At 66.9% G+C, this 18,913-nt stretch carries 11 protein-coding genes; 8 read left to right on the top strand and 3 right to left on the bottom strand.

Annotation, left to right across the window (positions count from 1 at the left end; all coding sequences use genetic code 11):
• Positions 1 to 193: 193 nt before the first annotated feature.
• The 6 genes from DFO45_RS00450 (at position 194) to DFO45_RS00425 (ending at position 9,540) form a co-directional block, all read left to right on the top strand.
• The gene (locus DFO45_RS00450; RefSeq protein WP_133863351.1) at positions 194 to 3,559 is read left to right on the top strand and encodes an ATP-binding protein; all 3,366 of its coding nucleotides are present in this window, start codon (positions 194 to 196) and stop codon (positions 3,557 to 3,559) included.
• The gene (locus DFO45_RS00445) at positions 3,549 to 4,481 is read left to right on the top strand and encodes a response regulator (protein WP_133863350.1); all 933 of its coding nucleotides are present in this window, start codon (positions 3,549 to 3,551) and stop codon (positions 4,479 to 4,481) included. The genes DFO45_RS00450 and DFO45_RS00445 overlap by 11 nt, the downstream gene beginning before the upstream one ends.
• A 253-nt stretch (positions 4,482 to 4,734) precedes the next feature.
• Positions 4,735 to 5,343, top strand: a complete 609-nt coding sequence (locus DFO45_RS00440; protein WP_133863349.1) for a sigma-70 family RNA polymerase sigma factor — start codon at positions 4,735 to 4,737, stop codon at positions 5,341 to 5,343.
• Positions 5,340 to 5,981 (top strand): ChrR family anti-sigma-E factor, encoded by a 642-nt coding sequence (locus DFO45_RS00435; RefSeq protein WP_133863348.1) that lies wholly within the window; start codon positions 5,340 to 5,342, stop codon positions 5,979 to 5,981. The genes DFO45_RS00440 and DFO45_RS00435 overlap by 4 nt, the downstream gene beginning before the upstream one ends.
• 174 nt (positions 5,982 to 6,155) lie before the next feature.
• Positions 6,156 to 7,613 carry an aminotransferase class V-fold PLP-dependent enzyme gene (locus tag DFO45_RS00430; protein WP_133863347.1) on the top strand — a complete coding sequence of 486 codons (1,458 nt, stop codon included), beginning with the start codon at positions 6,156 to 6,158 and terminating at the stop codon, positions 7,611 to 7,613.
• A 61-nt stretch (positions 7,614 to 7,674) separates the two neighbouring features.
• Positions 7,675 to 9,540: an ABC-F family ATP-binding cassette domain-containing protein gene (locus DFO45_RS00425; protein WP_133863346.1), complete on the top strand. Its 1,866-nt coding sequence runs from the start codon at positions 7,675 to 7,677 to the stop codon at positions 9,538 to 9,540.
• A gap of 21 nt (positions 9,541 to 9,561) precedes the next feature.
• On the opposite strand, the gene DFO45_RS00420 is transcribed toward DFO45_RS00425, so the two are convergent.
• The 3 genes from DFO45_RS00420 to DFO45_RS00410 all read right to left on the bottom strand — a co-directional run bounded on the left by DFO45_RS00420 (position 9,562) and on the right by DFO45_RS00410 (position 13,021).
• On the bottom strand, positions 9,562 to 9,978 hold the full coding sequence (locus DFO45_RS00420; RefSeq protein WP_208299715.1) for a hypothetical protein: 417 nt from the start codon (positions 9,976 to 9,978) through the stop codon (positions 9,562 to 9,564).
• A 108-nt stretch (positions 9,979 to 10,086) separates the two neighbouring features.
• Positions 10,087 to 10,944 (bottom strand): hypothetical protein, encoded by an 858-nt coding sequence (locus DFO45_RS00415; RefSeq protein ID WP_133863345.1) that lies wholly within the window; start codon positions 10,942 to 10,944, stop codon positions 10,087 to 10,089.
• A 433-nt stretch (positions 10,945 to 11,377) separates the two neighbouring features.
• On the bottom strand, positions 11,378 to 13,021 hold the full coding sequence (locus tag DFO45_RS00410; RefSeq protein ID WP_245517911.1) for an alpha-amylase family glycosyl hydrolase: 1,644 nt from the start codon (positions 13,019 to 13,021) through the stop codon (positions 11,378 to 11,380).
• 293 nt (positions 13,022 to 13,314) lie between these two features.
• Here DFO45_RS00410 and treS point away from each other — a divergent pair, with 293 nt between their 5' ends.
• Positions 13,315 to 16,623 (top strand): maltose alpha-D-glucosyltransferase, encoded by a 3,309-nt coding sequence (gene treS / locus DFO45_RS00405; RefSeq protein ID WP_133863343.1) that lies wholly within the window; start codon positions 13,315 to 13,317, stop codon positions 16,621 to 16,623.
• Between the two features lie 76 nt (positions 16,624 to 16,699).
• The gene (gene glgB / locus DFO45_RS00400; RefSeq protein WP_133863342.1) at positions 16,700 to 18,913 is read left to right on the top strand and encodes a 1,4-alpha-glucan branching protein GlgB; all 2,214 of its coding nucleotides are present in this window, start codon (positions 16,700 to 16,702) and stop codon (positions 18,911 to 18,913) included.

Below are 18,913 nucleotides of genomic sequence, written 5' to 3'. Positions count from 1 at the left end.
CTCATCGCTCAGGTTGATGCAACAGGAGCGGAACGGCCTCTGGAGCGTGGTCCCTCAGGGTCGGAGCGCGCCAGCACGGAATTCTTCAGGGCCCGGAACAGTCACGGTTCCGGAAAGGGACATAATCAAAAATCCACGGGGAGCGATGCAGCACGGAGGCCCTTCACCCCATCTGGAGGCGGGGCGCACGTCCATGGCGGCGGAACAGCGTATCGTCCGGGTCAGACGCCAGTATAACCAATGGGTCGTCAACGAGACCCTGGAAGACTACGCCCTGCGGTTCACCGCCAAGAGTGCCCGGCGGTGGTCGCCGTTCCGCGTCGCCAACACGGCGCTCGGCGCCATCTCCTTTCTCGCGCTGGAGGCCATCGGCGGGGCGGTCACGCTCTCCTACGGTTTCACCAATGCGGCGGCCGGCATTCTGGCGGTCAGCCTCATCATCTTCCTCACCGGCCTGCCCATCTCCTATTATGCCGCGAAATTCGGCGTCGATATCGACCTGCTCACGCGGGGCGCCGGCTTCGGCTATATCGGCTCCACCGTCACCTCGCTCATCTACGCCTCCTTCACCTTCATCTTCTTCGCGCTGGAGGCGGCCATCCTCGCGCTGGCGCTGGAGATGTGCCTCGGCCTGCCGCTGGCGGCGGGTTATGTGCTGAGCGCGCTGGTGGTCATCCCCCTCGTCACCCACGGCATCACCTTCATCAGCCGGTTCCAGACCTGGACGCAACCGCTGTGGCTCGCCCTCCATATCGTACCGCTGGTCTGGCTTCTGGCCCATCGGGGCGAGGAGCTGAGCCACTGGATGGATTTCACCGGCCTCGCCGGCCCGAAGGATGGCGCCTTCAGCCTCATCGCCTTCGGCGGCGCCGCCACGGTGGTTTTCGCGCTGGTGGCGCAGATCGGCGAGCAGGTGGACTATCTGCGTTTCCTCCCCCGGGAGGCTTCGGGACGCAACATCAAGTGGTGGTGCGGCATGCTGGCGGCGGGGCCGGGCTGGATCATTCCCGGCGCGCTTAAAATGCTGGTTGGCTCGTTCCTCGCTTATCTGGCGCTGGAGAGCGGTGTGCCGCTCGACAAGGCGGCCGAGCCCACGCAGATGTATCTCGTCGCCTTCGGCGCCATGATCCCCTCCCATCAAGCGGCGCTCTGGCTCATGGGCGTGTTCGTCATCGTCTCGCAGTTGAAGATCAACGTGACGAACGCCTATGCGGGCTCCATCGCCTGGTCCAACTTCTTCTCCCGCCTCACCCATTCCCATCCCGGCCGCGTGGTGTGGCTGGTATTCAACGTCACCATCGCTCTGCTGCTCATGGAGCTCGGCATCTATCGGGTGCTGAACGAGACGCTGGGCATCTATGCCATCGTCGCCATCGCCTGGGTGGCGGCGCTGGTGGCCGATCTCGTGGTCAACAAGCCCCTCGGCCTGTCCCCGCCCACCATCGAATTCAAGCGGGCGCATCTTTATGATGTGAACCCGGTGGGCGTCGGCGCGGTGCTGGCCGGCACGGGCGCCGCCATCCTCGCCTATACGGGGGCATTCGGCCCGCTGCCGCAGGCCTTTGCGCCCTTCATCGCGCTCATCGTGTCCTTCCTCACCGCTCCCGCCATCGCATTCGCCACGGGCGGGCGCTATTACACAGCCCGCAAGCCCAAGACCGAATGGCGCAAGGGCATCGTGCGCTGCTGCATCTGCGAGCATAAATACGAGCCGGAGGACATGGCCCATTGCCCCGTCTATGCCGGCCCCATCTGCTCGCTCTGCTGCACGCTGGATGCGCGCTGCCACGACCGCTGCAAGACGGACGCGCGCGTCGCCGACCAGATCCTCGCCCTGCTCGGCTCGGCCCTGCCGGCCTGGGTGGTGGCGAAGCTCAATTCCCGCGTCGGGCATTATCTCGCCATTCAGGCCATGCTGGCCTCGGTCATCGGCGGCATCCTCGCTATCATCTATTTCCACGCCCGCTTCGAGAGCCCGTCCCATGGCGAAGCGATCCGGGGCACGTTGTGGACGCTCTATTTCGTGCTGATGATCATCGTCGGCGTGGTGGCCTGGCTGTTCGTGCTGGCGCAGGAGAGCCGCCGCGTGGCGCAAGAGGAGAGCCAGCGCCAGACCACCCTGCTCATGCGCGAGATCGAGGCCCACAAGCGCACCGACGCCAAGCTCCAGAAGGCGAAGGAAGTGGCGGAGGCGGCGAACCTCGCCAAGAGCCGCTACGTGGTGGGCATCAGCCACGAACTGCGCACGCCGCTGAACGCCATCCTCGGCTATGCCCAGCTTCTGGAGCGCGACACCTCCATCCCCGCCCACCGGCGGGATGCCATCCGGGTGGTGCGCCGCTCCTCGGAGCATCTGTCCGGCCTCATCGACGGCCTGCTCGACATCTCCAAGATCGAGGCCGGGCGCCTGCACCTCTATCGCGACGAGGTGCGCATCCGCGACCTGCTGGACCAGCTGGTGGACATGTTCCGCCTCCAGGCCTCGGCGCGTGGCATCGAGTTCATCCACATGCGCTCCGAGCGCCTGCCGGCGGTGGTGTTTACCGATGAGAAGCGCCTGCGGCAGATCCTCATCAATCTCCTCTCAAACGCCATCAAGTTCACGGCCAAGGGGCACGTGGCGCTGCGCGTGACCTATCGCAATCAGGTGGCGGAGTTCGAAGTCGAGGATACCGGCATCGGCATCGCGCCGGAGGAACGCGGCCGCATCTTCGAGCCCTTCGAGCGGGGCTCGCGCGGCGGGGCGTTCAACGCCATCGGCATCGGGCTCGGCCTCACCATCACCAAGCTCCTCACCGAGATCATGGGCGGGGAAATCTCGCTGAAGAGCGAACTCGACAAGGGCAGCACCTTCAAGGTGCGCCTGCTGCTCTCGGAAGCGCCGGGTCGGGAGGCTGCGCCACCCGAGCAGCGCATCGTCGCCTATGCCGGCGCCGCCCGCACGGTGCTCGTGGCCGACGACGACGACGCCCACCGCGATCTCATGTGCGAGATGCTGCGCCCGCTCGGCTTCATCGTCTTCACCGCCGCCGATGGCCTCGCCTGCCTCGAGATGGCGGGCCAGACCGATCCCGATCTCGTGCTGCTCGATGTCTCCATGCCCCGCCTCACGGGCTGGGAGACGGCGACCGCCCTGCGCACGCGCGTTGCCCCACGCGCCCGCATCATCATGGTCTCGGCCAATGCGCAGGAAATGGGCCGCCGGCCCGCCGAGCCGCGCCACCACGACGACCAGTGCGTGAAGCCGGTGGACCTGCGCATGCTGCTGGAGAAGATCCGCGCCCAGCTCGGCCTCGACTGGGTCTATCAGTCGGACGCGCCGGACCAGCCCGCCGCCATCGCCCCGCCGGTGGTGCCGCCGTCCGCCGGCCATATCGAGGAACTGCTGAAGCTCGGCCGCATCGGCTATGTGCGCGGCATCCAGGCCAAGCTTCAGTCCCTTGCCGCCGAATCCCCCGAGCACGAGCCGTTCGTCAAGGAGATGAGCGACATCGTGCGCACCTTCGATCTCAACCGCTACATGTCCGTTCTGGAGGCTCTGCGCACCCATGATGCATAGTGCCAAACGCCGCGACATCGTCCTCGTGGTGGACGACAGCCCCGAGACGCTGAGCCTGCTCACTGATGCCCTGGAGGATGCCGGGGTCACCGTCCTCGTGGCGGTGGAAGGGGCCAATGCGCTCACCCTCGTCGAGCAGATCACGCCGGACGTGATCCTGCTCGATGCCATCATGCCCGGCATGGACGGCTTCGAGACCTGCCGCCGGCTCAAGGCCCTGAAAGCCCTCGCCCATGTGCCGGTCATCTTCATGACCGGCCTCTCGGAGACCGAGCATATCGTGAAGGGGCTCGACGCGGGTGGCGTGGACTATGTGACCAAGCCCGTGGTGCCGAACGAGATCATCGCCCGGATGCGCGTGCATCTGGCCAATGCCCGGCAAACCCAGAGCGCGCAGGTGGCGCTGGATGCGGCGGGGCGCTTTCTCATGTCCGCCAGCCTCGACGGCCGCGTGCTGTGGAGCACGCCGCAGGCCACCCGCCTCATCGGCGCTCTCTTCACCGCCCTGCCCGGAGAGGGCTATCTGCTGCCGGACGCCGCCCTCTCGTGGCTGCGCGCGCGACACGCCGCCCTAGGCACCCCGCCGGAAAGTGTGGAACTGCCCGACCCCAACGGCGGGCGCAGCCTCAAGCTCTCCTACGTGGGCCAGATCGGCGAGCAGGAAGTGCTGCTGCGTGTTACCGACGAGGTGCGCGCCCGCGACGAGGACATTCTGCGCACGGCGCTCGGCATCACGCAGAGGGAGGCGGAAGTCCTGCTGTGGATCGCCCGCGGCAAGCCCAACCGCGACATTGCCGAAATCCTCGGCCTCTCGCCCCGCACCGTGAACAAGCATCTGGAGCAGATCTACGCCAAGATCGGCGTCGAGAACCGCGCCGCCGCCGCCGCCATGGCCGTTAAGGCGCTTTCCGGTCCGCAGTAGATCGGCCCGCCCCTTGCGAATGACTGGCGTTCGCGCGGCGCATGGACAAAGCCGCCGTCTCGCCTATTCTAGCGCCGCCGACCGGCCGCGGCGGCAGGCATGCCTGCGCGCGTTTATGGGATGCGTCGGTCAAAGGCGAGGGTGGAATGTCGATCCGGATGTGGGGGCGCCAGAACCAAGCGCTCGCAGGCGCTCAGGGCGGAACGGCCGCCACCGGTCCAGCGCCCGGATCGTGCCCCCGGAACGGCGCATCATGAGCGAACCCCTGTCGGCACGGGACGAGGGCGTGGCACCCAATGCCTCGCCTGCGACGGACGAGCGCGCCGCCCACAACGCCATGATCCTCGCTATCGCGGAACGCCAGGACCGGGCCGCCTTCGCAGCCCTGTTCAAGCACTTCGCTCCGCGCCTCAAGACCTTCCTCATGCGCTCCGGCCTCTCCGCCACGGCGGCGGAGGAGATTGCGCAGGAGACCATGCTCTCGGTCTGGCGCAAGGCCGGCTATTTCGATCCTGCCAAGGCCGGCGCGGCGACCTGGATCTTCACCATCGCCCGGAATCTCAAGATCGACGCCCTGCGCCGCGAGCGCCCGGTGGCGCAATTGCCCACCGAGGCGGAAGATACGCCGGACGAGGCCCCCAATGGGGAAGCCCTCATGCTGGCGCAGGAGCGGGAGGATAAGGTGCGCGCCGCCCTCTCCCGTCTCTCGGCCGACCAGGCCAATATCGTTCGCCTGTCCTTCTTTCAGGACAAGCCCCACGCCCAGATCGCAAAGGAACTCGGCATTCCGCTCGGAACCGCGAAATCGCGGGTGCGGCTTGCCCTTGCACGCTTGCGCGCGCTGCTGGAAGACATCGGATGACGACCCCGCACGACGAAACGCTCGCCAGTTACGCCGCCGGCACGCTCGACGCCGGCATTCGCCTCGCGGTCGCGGCCCATCTGGAGGCCGCGCCGAAGAGCCGTGCCCGCCTCGCTCATTTCGAGGCCGCCGCCGGCGCCGTGCTGGATGACCTGCCGCCCACGGATCTGGCGAACGACGCCCTCGACCGCCTGCTGGCCCGCCTCGACGAGTCGGAACCGCCGCCGCCCGCGCCTATCCCCGTGCGCCACGCCGCCCGCATGCCGACCGACGTCCGGCTGCCGAAGGCGCTGGAAGGCTGCTCCATCGGCCGCTGGATCTGGATTGGCCCGGGCGTGCGCTACAGCGCCATCACCATTCCCGGCGCCCCGAAAGCTAATGTCGGCCTCGTGGAAGTTGGCCCCGGCCGGCGCATGCCCGACCACGGACACGGCGGCAACGAGATCACCTATGTGATCTCCGGCGGCTTCTCCGACGAGAACGGCCATTACGAGGCTGGCGACGTGTGCGAGGCGGACGAGAGCCTGGAGCACCAGCCGGTGGCCGATCCGGAAGGCTGCCTGTGCATCATCGCCATGGACGCGCCCATGCGCTTCAAGGGCCTGCTCGGCGCGGTGCTGAAGCCCTTCACCGGCTGACGCCCCTCCCCTCTACCACATCCCGCCCCACGGCATCTTCCCGCAAGCCATTCGGGCTAGACCTCTGCGGAGGCGGCTGTCGGCCCCTGCGGCGCGTCCGTCGCCGGCGGGTACACAGCCCCTTTTCTGACCGGCCAGCCGTCTCAGGCGGCGCACATCCCTGTGGAGACACCCATGCGCGAGCCCACCCTCGATCCGGCGGACTGGAGCGCGCTGCGCGCGGTCTTCCATCAGGCGGTGGATGACGGTCTCGCGCATCTTCAAGGTGCACTCGACACCCCCGTCTGGGTGGCACCGCCGGACGGCTCCAAGAGCGCGCTCCACGAGCCCCTGCCCCGCACCGCGATGCCCGCCGCAGAAGTCTATGAGACCTTCCGCACCCATGTGCTGCCCTACGGGGTCGGCAATGTGCGGCCGGCCTTCTATGGCTGGGTCCATGGCGCCGGCAATGCGGAAGGCGTGCTGGGCGAGCTGATGGCCGCCTTCATGAATTGCAACGTGGGCGGACGCGCCCACATGGCCAATGAGTTGGAGCGCGTGGTCGTCGACTGGTGCAAGGACTTCACCGGGCTGCCCGCCGAGGCCAGCGGGCTGCTCACCTCCGGCACCTCCATGGCGACCGTGCTCGCCATCGCCACCGCCCGCCACGTCCATGCGGACGGCGACATCGGCCGCGAGGGTGTTGCCGTCGCCGGGCGCGGCCTCGTGGGCTATGCCTCCACCGAGGCCCACTCCTGCATCGCCAAGGCCTTCGACCTGCTCGGCCTCGGCCGCAATGCCCTGCGCGCGGTCCCCGTCAATGCGGCCCGTGAGATGGACATCGCCGCACTCGACGCCATGATCGCCGCCGACCGCGCCGCCGGCCTCAAGCCCTTTGTGGTCGCCGCCACCGTCGGCACCGTGAACACGGGGGCCATCGATGACATCGCCGGCATCGGCGCCCTCGCCCACCGCGAAGGCATGTGGTTCCATGTGGATGCCGCCTTCGGCATCGGCGCCCTGTTCAGCGACGCCCACAAGGCCAAGGCCGCGCCCATGGCGCAGGCGGAGTCCATCGCCTTCGACTTCCACAAGTGGTTTCAGGTGCCCTATGACGCGGGCATCGTGCTGATCCGCGATGCCAAGGCGCATTACGAGACCTTCGCGGGCCGGAAGGAATATCTCGCCAGTTCGGAACGCGGCCTGGCTGCAGGCGAGCCCTGGTATTGTGATTACGGTCCGGAACTCTCGCGAACCTTCCGCGCGCTGAAGGTCTGGTTCACGCTGAAGAGCCACGGCGTCGACGGCATTAGCGCCATCATCGCCAAGAACATCGCGCAGGCGCGCTATCTCGAAGACAAGGTGGCCGCCGAGCCGCGCCTCGAACTGCTCTCACCGGCCAGCCTCAACATCGTGTGCTTCCGTTATGTCGCGCCCTGCGACACAGCCGCGCTGAACCAGCTCAACAAGGACATCGTGGCGGACCTCCAGGAGGCCGGCATCGCCGCCCCTTCCACCACGACGCTGAACGGCCGCACCGCCATCCGGGTCTGTCTCGTCAACCACCGCACCCGCCGTCAGGATCTGGACGCGCTGCTGGCCGGCGTGCTGGAGCTGGGCGCGCGGCGCACGGCGGCCTCAGCGGCCGCCTGATGCGGCAGGGCCGCGCGTCGGCCTTGCCCTTGGCGCCCGTGCCTGCGACAAGGGCGCCATCATGATCGTGCTCGACGACATTTCCCTGCGCATCGCAGGCCGCCTGCTGCTGGACCATGCCTCGGTTGCCCTGCCCGAGAACGCCCATGTGGGCGTGGTGGGGCGCAACGGCGCCGGCAAGACCACGCTGTTCAAGGCGCTGATGGGCGAGCTCGAGCTCGAAAGCGGCGCCGTGCGCCTGCCGAACCGCACCCGCATCGGCCGCGTGGCGCAGGAGGCGCCCGCCGGCCCGGACAGCCTGCTGGAGCGGGTGCTCGCGGCGGACACCGAGCGGGCGGCGCTGCTCAAGGAAAAGGAAACCGCCACCGATCCGCACCGCATCGCGGAGATCGAGATCCGGCTGGTGGACATCGACGCCCATTCCGCCCCCGCGCGGGCGGCGCGCATTCTCTCGGGTCTCGGCTTTGATGAGGCGGCGCAGGCCCGCGCCTGCTCGGAATTCTCCGGCGGCTGGCGCATGCGCGTGGCGCTCGCGGCCCTGCTCTTCACCGAGCCGGACCTGCTGCTGCTCGACGAGCCCACCAACTATCTCGACCTCGAAGGCACGCTCTGGCTTCAGGATTATCTCGCGCACTATCCGCGCACGGTCATCCTCATCAGCCATGACCGCGACCTCTTGGACACGTCCGTGGACCACATCCTCCACGTCTTCAACAACAAGCTGACGCTCTATCGCGGCGGCTACAGCCAGTTCGACCGCCAGCGCCGCGAGCGCCTGTTGCAGGACCAGAAGGCCCGCAAGAAGCAGGAAGCCCAGCGCGCCCACATGGAAGCCTTCGTCGCCCGCTTCCGCGCCAAGGCCACCAAGGCCAAGCAGGCGCAGTCGCGCCTCAAGGCGCTGGCCCGCATGGAACCGCTGGCGGACGAGATTTCCGAGGCACCGGCCCACATCTCCATCCGCCATCCGGAAAAGCTGCTCTCCCCGCCCATCGTCGTCTTCAACGACGTGAACGTGGGCTATGAGCCGGACAAGCCGATCCTCAGGAAGCTGAACCTGCGCATCGACGAGGACGACCGTATCGCCCTCCTCGGGCCGAACGGCAACGGCAAGTCCACCTTCGCCAAGCTGCTGGCCGACCGGCTCGCGCCCCAGAAGGGCAGCGTGGTGCGGGCGGATAAGCTGGAGATCGCCTATCTGGCCCAGCACCAGATCGACGAACTGCGCCCCGGCGACAGCCCGGTGGAGCACGTGCGCCGCCTGATGCCCGATGCGCCGGAAGCCCGCGTGCGCGCCCGCGCCGCCGAGATGGGCTTCTCCTCCGCCGCCGGCGACACGAAAGTCTCCCAGCTCTCCGGCGGCGAGAAGGCCCGCCTGCTGCTGGGCCTTGCCGCCTTCCACGGGCCGCATCTGCTCATCCTCGACGAGCCGACCAACCATCTGGACATCGAGGCGCGCGCGGCCCTCATCACCGCCATCAACGATTTTCCCGGCGCCATCGTCCTCGTCTCCCACGACCGGCACCTGCTGGAAGCCTGCGCCGAGCGGCTGTGGGTGGTGGGCAATGGCACGGTGAAGCCCTATGAGGGCGACCTCGACCAGTATCGCTCCGAGGTGCTGAGCCGCACGGGCCGCATGACCGGCGACGGGCGCAAGGACAAGGCGTCGGATGTCTCCGATGAGATCCCGTCGGAGAGTGACGCGGCCGCCGCTCTGCGCCGGCGGGTACGCGACATGGAAGCGCTGATGGCCAAGTGCGAGAAGGACATCGCCACCATCGACAAGCGCCTCGCCGACCCGAAGATCGAGAAATTCCCCAACGACGCCGCCCGCCTGCAACGCCAGCGGGAAGAGGCCCTCGCCGCCATGGCGAAGGCCGAGGAAGACTGGCTGGAAGCCAGCGCGGAGCTGGAGGGGCTCACCACGTAAAGGGCGGAACTGCCCCCCAGGTCACTGGCAGGCGGCGGCTCCGGCGGTGTTCGTGCCGGGCACCGCGTTGATGTCGGTGATGTCCGCCGTGCCCCGCTGGGTGAAGCAATAACTATAACTGCCCTGCACCTGATAGAAGCATGACGGTAGCTGCCCGGCCGGAATGACGATATTGACCGCCGCCGCGCCAGTGCCGCGCTGGACCGTGGCGGTGGCGGCGCGCGTGGTCGAGCTGTTCGGGTTCTTGCGGAAGGTGATGCCGGTGTTGGGCTGCGACACACTGATGGCCGTGGGATTCTGGCAGGTGGCGTCGAAATTAAGATCCGCGGCGAAGGCCGGCAGGCTGGCCGACGTGAGCAGGCCCGCCGCCAGGGCAAGCTTCGGGAGCCGCGCAGTGATCGCCGTCGGTGCCAAAGTCGTGGCGTTTGCATAGGTCATGACGTTTCCTTTCGTGGACAAAGTGGAACCGATGCCGCCGCTTCCCGGACCGGAGATGCGGAGGCCATTTAAATGAACATATGATTGATTGTACGACCGGCCCGGCCGTTAGGCGGCGAGTTGCTCGCGGATATGGCGGGTGGCGATGCGCGCCTCCCATTCGTCGAAGATGGTGCTGAGGTCGAAATCGAGGGCCAGCTTCGGATCCGCGCCGTCGATCAGGACCAGACGGTGCACAGCGTCGACCACGTCCTTGTACTTGTCATACTCCTTCACCAGGCGATCGCGATCCTCGCGCTCCAGCGCGAGCATGTCGTCGAAATCCTTCTTGGTCTGCTTGTAGGCAGCCGGGTCCTTGATCAGCTCCTTCAGCGTCTTCGACTGTTCGGTGCGGATCCAGATGATCAGGTCGTTGATAATCTCGATCTCCTTCTGCGTCGTCTTGAGAATCTGCTGAATGCTGATGGCGCGGGCCTCTTCAACGCTCATGTAGACTTCGAAGACGATCTGGAAGGAACCGATGAAGGAGTTGGTGAAGAACTGCTTCTCCCGGTAGACGCTGCCGTTCTGGGCAAGGAAGAGATGCAGGCCACCGGACAGGGGCATGTCCTGGAAGATGCTCTTCTGGGTCGCACTGGACGTGGAGGCGAACTGCGTGAGGAAGCCGTCCAGAAGCGCAACGACCCGCGCCAGCGTGAGATTGATGTCGTCGATGAAGGACGGCAGATAGTCCTTCACTTCCTTGTTGGTCTCCGGCTTGGCATCTTCGGAGCCAGGAATATCCGGCGACGGGAATTTTCCAGCGGTGATGGCGCGTCCGATATGATGGATGATGTTGGTGACGCTCTTGAGGGACCACTCGGCGTAATTCTGATAGTCCGATCGCCGATCCCCGAAGAAGCGGGCATATTTCCATCCACTCTTTGTATAATGTTCGGCAACGAGAGCCGTGATCTCCTTCAACATTTCCGCTTCTTTGGCCTTTGATTCCGCGGCCAACTTATCCATGTACTCCCGGAATTTTCTATCCTCTTTTTCTTTTTCCTCGATGGACGGTGACTTCCCCATAACGCCCTCCTATGACTTCGCGCATGGATGCGCGACACAATCTTTAGGAGCGTTTATCTCGAAATACAACTTTTAATATTTAATGTTATGCAATACAACTTAACCGAGAAGTTGCAAGCTATGCTAGCTGTTCATCTCAGGGCTGGCCCGATCCCGGAGCCAGCCCTGCCCCGCATCACCATTGGCATCCGCATCGCGCTGGACAGTTTCGCGGCCGCTCCGTTGACATCCTGCTCAGGCGCGAGCGCCGGGGGCCGCACGTCCCCCATTCATGGAGCCTCCGGCGCCAATCATCGGCAGCAGAGACGTTCCCGCTCCACTGATCTTGCAATCACCGCAGCCCGGAGAACGACGGCGGGGCCCCGTCGAGCGTGATGACGACACCCTCGGAGGGCCGTAGTGCCACCTCGTCCACCACGCGCTCGCCCATCCGGTCGCAGAAGACGGATAGGGCGATCCTGCCAGCAAGCCCGGGCCCGCAGGCCGCCAGAACTGGAACGTCGCCGAGATTGAGGGCAATCAGGAAGCTTTCGCCGGCGTGCTCTCGGCCATAGAGCAGCAGGTCGCCGCCCGCCGCCACTGGCACGTAGGCTCCAATCGACAAGGCGGCATGCGCTCGCCGCAGGCGTAGCAGTTCGCGATGAAGCTCGAGCATGGAGTGGGGTTCCGCGCGCTGTTGCGCCACGTTCACCTCTGGAAAGGCTTCATCAACCGGCAGCCAGGGCTCGACATCCGAAAAGCCAGCATGCGGCGAGCCATCCCACTGCATGGGCGTGCGGACACCGTCGCGGCCGAGGCCGAGGCCGGGCACGTTCTTCTCCCAGGGGTCCTGCACCCGTTCGGGCGGGATGGGCACGTTGGTCATGCCGATCTCATCGCCATAATAGAGCGTCGGCGTACCGCGCAGGGTGAGGAGCAGCATGGCCGCCACCCGCGCCTGATCGGGGCCGAGGCGGGCGGCCACGCGCGGGCGGTCGTGATTGCCCAGCACCCAGTTGGGCCAGCCGCCTTCGGGCAGGGAACCTTCATAACGGGCGATGAGATCCGCGAGCGCTCGCGCATTCCACTCGGCTTCCAGCAGCGCGAAATTGAAGGGCAGATGCGCGCCGTCGAGGCTCGCCCCGTAATAAGCCGCGAGCCGCTCCACCGGCAGGTAGATTTCTCCGATGAGCACGCGGTCATCATAAGCGTCCATCACACACCGAAGACCGGCAATGACGCCATGTACCTCCTCGAGATCGGTGGTGTGGACGGGCTTGAGGCGCCGATAGGGGTTCATGCCCTCACGCCAGTCCTCATCCGGCGGATTGTCGCGGAAGGCGGCGTCCTTCATGAGGTGCCAGATCACATCCACGCGAAAGCCGTCCACGCCGCGATCCAGCCAGAAGCGCATGGCCGCGTGGATAGCCTCGGCCACCTGCGGATTGCGCCAGTTGAGGTCCGGCTGCCGGTCAAGGAAGGCGTGGTAATAATATTGCCCCGTCGCCGGATCGAAGGCCCAGGCGCTGCCGCCAAATTCCGAAAGCCAGTTGTTCGGCGGCCCGCCATCCGGCGCGGGATCGCGCCAGATATACCAGTCCCGCTTCGGGCTCGTGCGGGACGCTCGGGCCTCGCGAAACCAGGGGTGTTCGTCGGAGGTGTGGTTGGGCACGAGATCGAGGATGACCTTGAGGCCGAGCCCATGGGCATCGGCCACCAGCCGGTCGAAATCCTTGAGCGTGCCGAACAAAGGATGGATGCCGGTATAATCCGCCACGTCATAGCCGAAGTCTGCCATGGGCGATGGATAGATGGGGGAGATCCAGAGCGCGTCCACGCCGAGGTCCACCAGATGGTCGAGCCTCCGGCGGATGCCTTCGAGATCGCCGATGCCGTCGCCATCGCTGTCCTGAAAGCTGCGCGGATATATCTGATAGATCACGCCGCTCTGCCACCAGCGCGGCGCGTCCTCCCGTTCGGCTCGGCTCTCGCTCACGCTCATCTCCCTCGGCTCGCGCCCGATCGTGATACCTGTTCCCTGCCACACAAGTGGCAACAGCCCGATGGCATAACGCGACGCGCGCGGACGGGGTTCGATGGAACCCCGTGTCAGAATCCCGCGTTGTGGAACAGGCAGGACGCGCCCGTCGCCACACGGCGGGGGCGCGTCATTCTTGATCCCGTTCGACGAGACCCATGCATATCCCGCGCGCGCCCCTCTCCCCGACCTCCGCCGCCGCTCCCTCGCCGTTCCAGCGGCGCGCCACCCAGACGCGGGGAGGATGAGCCATGGATGCCGCCGCGCGCCCTGACATGGACCCGCTCTGGTACAAGGATGCGGTCATCTACCAGCTCCATGTGAAGTCGTTCTTCGATTCCAACAATGACGGAATCGGCGACTTCCCCGGCCTGCTGGCCAAGCTGGACTACATCGCCGAACTCGGCGCCGACACCATCTGGCTCCTGCCCTTCTATCCCTCGCCCCGGCGGGACGATGGCTATGACATCTCCCTCTACGAAGGCGTCTCGCCCGACTATGGCACCATGGAGGACGCCCGGCGCTTCATCGAAGCCGCCCATGCCCGCGGCCTTCGCGTCATCACCGAACTCGTCATCAATCATACGTCGGACCAGCATCCCTGGTTCCAGCGCGCCCGTCAGGCGCCGAAGGGCTCGCCCGAGCGGAACTTCTACGTCTGGGCCGATGACGATCAGGGCTATGGCGGCACGCGCATCATCTTCCTTGATACGGAGAAGTCCAACTGGACCTATGATCCGGTCGCAGGCCAGTATTTCTGGCACCGTTTCTATTCCCATCAGCCGGACCTCAACTTCGACAATCCGGAGGTGCTGGAGCGCGTGCTCTCGGTCATGCGCTTCTGGCTGGACATCGGCGTCGATGGCCTGCGGCTCGACGCGGTGCCCTATCTGATCGAGCGCGAAGGCACCTCCAACGAGAACCTGCCCGAGACCCACGAGATCCTGCGCAAGATCCGCACCCATCTCGATGCCAATTATCAGGGCCGCATGCTGCTGGCCGAGGCCAACATGTGGCCGGAGGACACCCAGCAATACTTCGGGCTGAATGCGGACGAATGCCACATGGCGTTCCACTTCCCGCTGATGCCGCGCATGTACATGGCCATCGCCAAGGAAGACCGCTTCCCCATCACCGACATCCTGCGCCAGACGCCGGAAATCCCCGAGACCTGCCAGTGGGCCATCTTCCTGCGCAACCATGATGAGCTGACGCTCGAAATGGTGACGGATTCCGAGCGCGACTATCTCTGGAGCGTCTATGCGGCGGACCGGAGGGCGCGGCTCAATCTCGGCATCCGCCGCCGCCTCGCCCCGCTGCTGGCGCGCGACCGCCGGCGCATCGAATTGATGAACGGCCTCCTCCTCACCATGCCCGGCACGCCCGTCATCTATTATGGCGACGAGATCGGCATGGGCGACAACATCCATCTGGGCGATCGCGACGGTGTGCGCACGCCCATGCAGTGGTCGCCGGACCGCAATGGCGGTTTCTCCCGCGCCGACCCCGAACAACTGGTCCTGCCGCCCATTCAGGATCCGCTCTATGGCTACAATGCCCTGAATGTGGAGGCGCAGACCCGCGACCCGCATTCGCTGCTGAACTGGATGCGCCAGATGCTGGCGATCCGCCGCCGCTCACGGGCCTTCGGGCGCGGCAGCTTCCGCCTGCTCTATCCCGGCAACCGCAAGATCCTTGCCTATCTGCGCGAATATGACGGCGAGACCATCCTGTGTGTCGCCAACCTCTCGCACACGCTGCAGGCAGTGGAGCTGGACCTTCAGGAATTCGAGCATCGCGTGCCCGTCTCCATGGCCGGCGGCACGCCCTTTCCGCCGGTCGGGCGGCTGCCGTATCTGCTGACCATTCCGCCGTACGGCATGTACGCCTTCCAGCTCTCCAAGGACGAGGCTGAGCCGTCCTGGCACACCATTCCGCCGGAACAGCTGCCGGAATTCACGACGCTGGTGGTGAAGGAAGGACTGTCGGACGCTCTCGCGGGCCGGAACCTTGCCGTCATCGAGCGCGACGCGCTGCCCGCCTATCTCGACCGGCGCCGCTGGTTCGGCGGACGCAACGAGACCATCACGGGCGCGCGCCTTGCCCTCACCGCGGCGTTGCCGGGCAAGGAGAACGACTTCCAGTTCGCTGACATCGTGGTCGAACATGGCGGGTCCATCGAGCATTACGCTTTGCCGCTCACCATCGTCTGGGAGGACCAGAGTCCGTCTGCCCTTGTTCCCCAACTGGCCCTGACCCGCGTGCGCAAGGGGCGGCGCGTGGGCTATCTCACCGACGCGCTCACCTCGGACGCTCTGCCCCATGCCCTCGGCCGGGCCCTGCGGCGCAAGGCGGTGATGCCGCTGCCCGACGGCGGCGAACTGCGCTTCGTGCCCACGCGGGCGCTGGGCGAGATCGACATCCCGCCGGACGCGCCCATCGAGCGCAGCGCCGCCGAGCGGGCGAATTCCACCATCACCATCGGCACCTCGGCGGTCATCAAGGTGGTCCGCCGCACCGTCTATGGCGGGCATCCGGAAAGCGAGGTGGCCCGCTATCTCACCGAGCGCGGCTATGCCAACACCCCGCCCCTGCTGGGTGAACTGCTGCGGGTCTCGCCGCAGGGCGAAACCGCCCTCCTCGGCCTGATGCTGGGCTTCGTCGCCCATCAGGGCGACGGCTGGTCCTGGACGCTCGACCAGTTGCGCCGGGCGCTCGACGAGACCACCGCCACGCCGCAGGACCGGGACGCGCGCTTCGAAGAGCATGTGTCGAGCCTCACACCATTCCTGCGCGCCATCGGCCGGCGCCTCGCGGAATTCCACGCCCTGCTCGCCACCGAGAGCGTGTATGAGGCCTTCCTGCCCGCAACCGCCGGGGAAGCGGAGACCGCCGCCTGGGCGGAAGCCGGCTGCCGCGAGATGGGCGAGGCGCTCGATGCTCTGGCCGGGCTATCGGCAGGAGCGGACAGGGAAACACAGGATCTCGCGGCCACGATCCTGGCCGTGCGCGAGCCCTTGATGGCCGCCATCCGGCGCCTCTCGGGGTCGGCGGACGGGGCGCTCCTCATCCGCACCCATGGCGACTTCCACCTCGGCCACGTGCTGGCGGTGGCGGGCGATGCCTATATCGTCGCCTTCGAGGCGGAGCCCTCCCGCCCGCTCGCCGAGCGGCGGGCGAAGAGCAGCCCGTGGCGCGATGTCGCTGATCTCCTGCATTCGCTGGATTTCGCCGCCAGCACGCTGGCCTCCGCATCTTACGAGAATACGGGTGTAGGCGACGGGGGCGAGCGGCTCGGCCTGATCCGCCGGGTGCGCGCGCGGGCGGAACGCGCCTTCCTCAACGGCTATTTTGAAGCGGCTCCCCCCGTCGTGACGCGGGACCGGGCGCTGCTCGATCTCTTCCTGCTCTCGGAAGTGGCCCGCGACATCCGCCGGGAGGCGGCCGAACGGCCGTCCTGGCTCGCAGGTCCTGTCCGGCGCCTGCATGCGCTCGCCGTTCGCCTTGCCGGATGCGAGGACGTGGACACCGAAGCGCCCGTCGCCGGCCAGCCCGCATGAGCGCGGCTGCCGCCCCGGCTCCCTTTCCCGACGCGGCGGCGTGCCGCGTCGGCCCCACATCCATTGGAGAGTGCTCATGACCCTCGCGGACCCCATCGACCGCACGCTTGCGCCCGAAGCCGGCGCCCTCGCGGCGCTGGTCGAGGGCCGCCATGGCGACGCTTTCAGCCTGCTCGGCCGGCACATGGTGGATGGCACGCCCATCGTGCGCACTTTTCAGCCGGGCGCCGCCACTGTGGAGGTGCACGTGGGGCCAGCCGGAATGACCGTGCAACTGGCAAAGATCCACCCCGCCGGCCTGTTCGCCGGCCGGCTGCCAGAGGGCGCAGGCCCCTATCTCCTGCGCATCACCTGGCCGGACGGAACCGTGGAGGAGACCGAAGACCCTTACGCCTTCGGGCCACTGCTGGGCGATCTCGACCTCTATCTGATCGCTGAGGGCACTCATCTCGACCTTTCGGAGATGCTCGGCGCCCATGTGGTGCGGGTCGGAGACGTGGAGGGTGTGCGCTTCGCGCTTTGGGCGCCGAACGCCCGGCGCGTTTCCGTGGTGGGCGACTTCAACTTATGGGACGGCCGCCGCCATCCCATGCGGCTGCGCCAGTCGGGCGTGTGGGAAATCTTCCTGCCCGGCGTGCGGGCCGGCGCGCGTTACAAGTTCGAGCTGCTAGGTCCGGACGGCACGCTGCTGCCGCTGAAGGCGGACCCCCTCGCCCGCGCGGCAGAGCTGCCGCCCGCCACCGCCTCCATCGTCAGCAGTCCCGCGCCGTTCCACTGGAGCGACGCGGCATGGATGGCTGGCCGCGCCGGCCGGCAGGGGCCTGAGGCGCCCATCTCCATCTATGAGGTGCATCCCGGCTCCTGGATCCGCATCGAGGCGGACGGCCACCGCAGCCCGAACTGGGATGAACTCGCCGACCGGCTGCTCCCCTATGTGCAGCGGATGGGCTTCAGCCACGTGGAGTTCCTGCCCATCATGGAGCACCCCTTCGGTGGCTCCTGGGGCTATCAGCCGCTCGGCCTGTTCGCGCCCACCGCCCGCTTCGGTCCGCCGGAGGCCTTTGCCCGTTTCGTGGACCGCTGCCATGCCGCCGGTATCGGCGTGATCCTCGACTGGGTACCGGCGCACTTTCCCAATGACGCCCACGGCCTCGGCCATTTCGACGGCACGGCGCTTTATGAGCATGCTGATCCGCGGGAGGGCTTCCACCCCGACTGGAACACGCTGATCTACAATTTCGGGCGGCGCGAGGTGTCCGGCTTCCTGATCGCCTCGGCCCTGGAATGGCTGCGGCGCTTCCATGTGGATGGGCTCAGGGTCGATGCGGTGGCCTCGATGCTCTACCGCGACTATTCCCGAAAGCCCGGCGAGTGGGTCCCCAACATCCATGGCGGGCGCGAGAATCTGGAGGCGGTCGCCTTCCTCCAGCGGCTCAACGCCATGGTCGCGGAACGGGCACCGGGCGCGATCGTCATCGCGGAGGAAAGCACCGCGTGGCCTGGCGTCACGGCGCCGGTGAGCGAGGGCGGGCTCGGCTTTTCCTTCAAGTGGAACATGGGGTGGATGCACGACACGCTGCGCTACATTGAGCACGACAGTATCCACCGCCGCCATCACCACGACGACATCACCTTCGGCCTCGTCTACGCCTTCTCCGAGCGCTTCATCCTGCCCATCTCCCACGACGAGGTGGTGCACGGCAAAGGCTCGCTGCTGGCCCGCATGCCCGGCGACGACTGGCAGCGCATGGCGAACCTGCGCGCCTATCTCGGGCTCATGTGGGGCCATCCGGGCAAGAAGCTGCTGTTCATGGGCTGCGAGATCGCCCAGCCGGACGAGTGGAACCACGACGGCGTCATTCCGTGGCATCTGCTGGAGCAGCCTGCCCATGCGGGCATTCAGAAGCTGGTGGCCGACCTCAACGCCACCTATGCGGACCTGCCGGCCCTCCATGCCCGCGACGCGACGCCGGACGGCTTCTCCTGGATCATCGGTGACGACAGCGCCAATTCCGTCTTCGCCTTCTTCCGTCACGCGCCCGGCGCGCCGCCGGTGCTGGTGGTCGCCAACATGACGCCGGTGCCGCGCGAGGCCTATCGCATCGGCGTGCCGGACGGCGGCCCGTGGCTCGAGGCGGTCAATACGGACGCCGCGGCCTATGCCGGCTCGGGCGTGGGCAATGGCGGTTCGGTGGAGGCGGAGGCCATCGGGAGCCACGGCCTGCCCTTCAGCCTGTCCCTCACCCTGCCCCCGCTCGCCACCCTCTTCCTGACGCCGCGCCAAGGCTGA

This window comes from Azorhizobium sp. AG788, assembly GCF_004364705.1.
Lineage (GTDB): Bacteria > Pseudomonadota > Alphaproteobacteria > Rhizobiales > Xanthobacteraceae > Azorhizobium > Azorhizobium caulinodans.
This window is presented reverse-complemented; position numbering and strand designations above follow the sequence as displayed.

What these genes read in the sequence shown, in the direction of transcription:
- DFO45_RS00450 (WP_133863351.1), top strand. Translation starts at nt 194, where the DNA reads ATGGCGGCGGAACAGCGTATCGTCCGGGTCAGACGCCAGTATAACCAA.
- DFO45_RS00445 (WP_133863350.1), top strand. Translation starts at nt 3,549, where the DNA reads ATGATGCATAGTGCCAAACGCCGCGACATCGTCCTCGTGGTGGACGAC.
- DFO45_RS00440 (WP_133863349.1), top strand. Translation starts at nt 4,735, where the DNA reads ATGAGCGAACCCCTGTCGGCACGGGACGAGGGCGTGGCACCCAATGCC.
- DFO45_RS00435 (WP_133863348.1), top strand. Translation starts at nt 5,340, where the DNA reads ATGACGACCCCGCACGACGAAACGCTCGCCAGTTACGCCGCCGGCACG.
- DFO45_RS00430 (WP_133863347.1), top strand. Translation starts at nt 6,156, where the DNA reads ATGCGCGAGCCCACCCTCGATCCGGCGGACTGGAGCGCGCTGCGCGCG.
- DFO45_RS00425 (WP_133863346.1), top strand. Translation starts at nt 7,675, where the DNA reads ATGATCGTGCTCGACGACATTTCCCTGCGCATCGCAGGCCGCCTGCTG.
- DFO45_RS00420 (WP_208299715.1), bottom strand. Translation starts at nt 9,978, where the DNA reads ATGACCTATGCAAACGCCACGACTTTGGCACCGACGGCGATCACTGCG.
- DFO45_RS00415 (WP_133863345.1), bottom strand. Translation starts at nt 10,944, where the DNA reads ATGTTGAAGGAGATCACGGCTCTCGTTGCCGAACATTATACAAAGAGT.
- treS (WP_133863343.1), top strand. Translation starts at nt 13,315, where the DNA reads ATGGATGCCGCCGCGCGCCCTGACATGGACCCGCTCTGGTACAAGGAT.
- glgB (WP_133863342.1), top strand. Translation starts at nt 16,700, where the DNA reads ATGACCCTCGCGGACCCCATCGACCGCACGCTTGCGCCCGAAGCCGGC.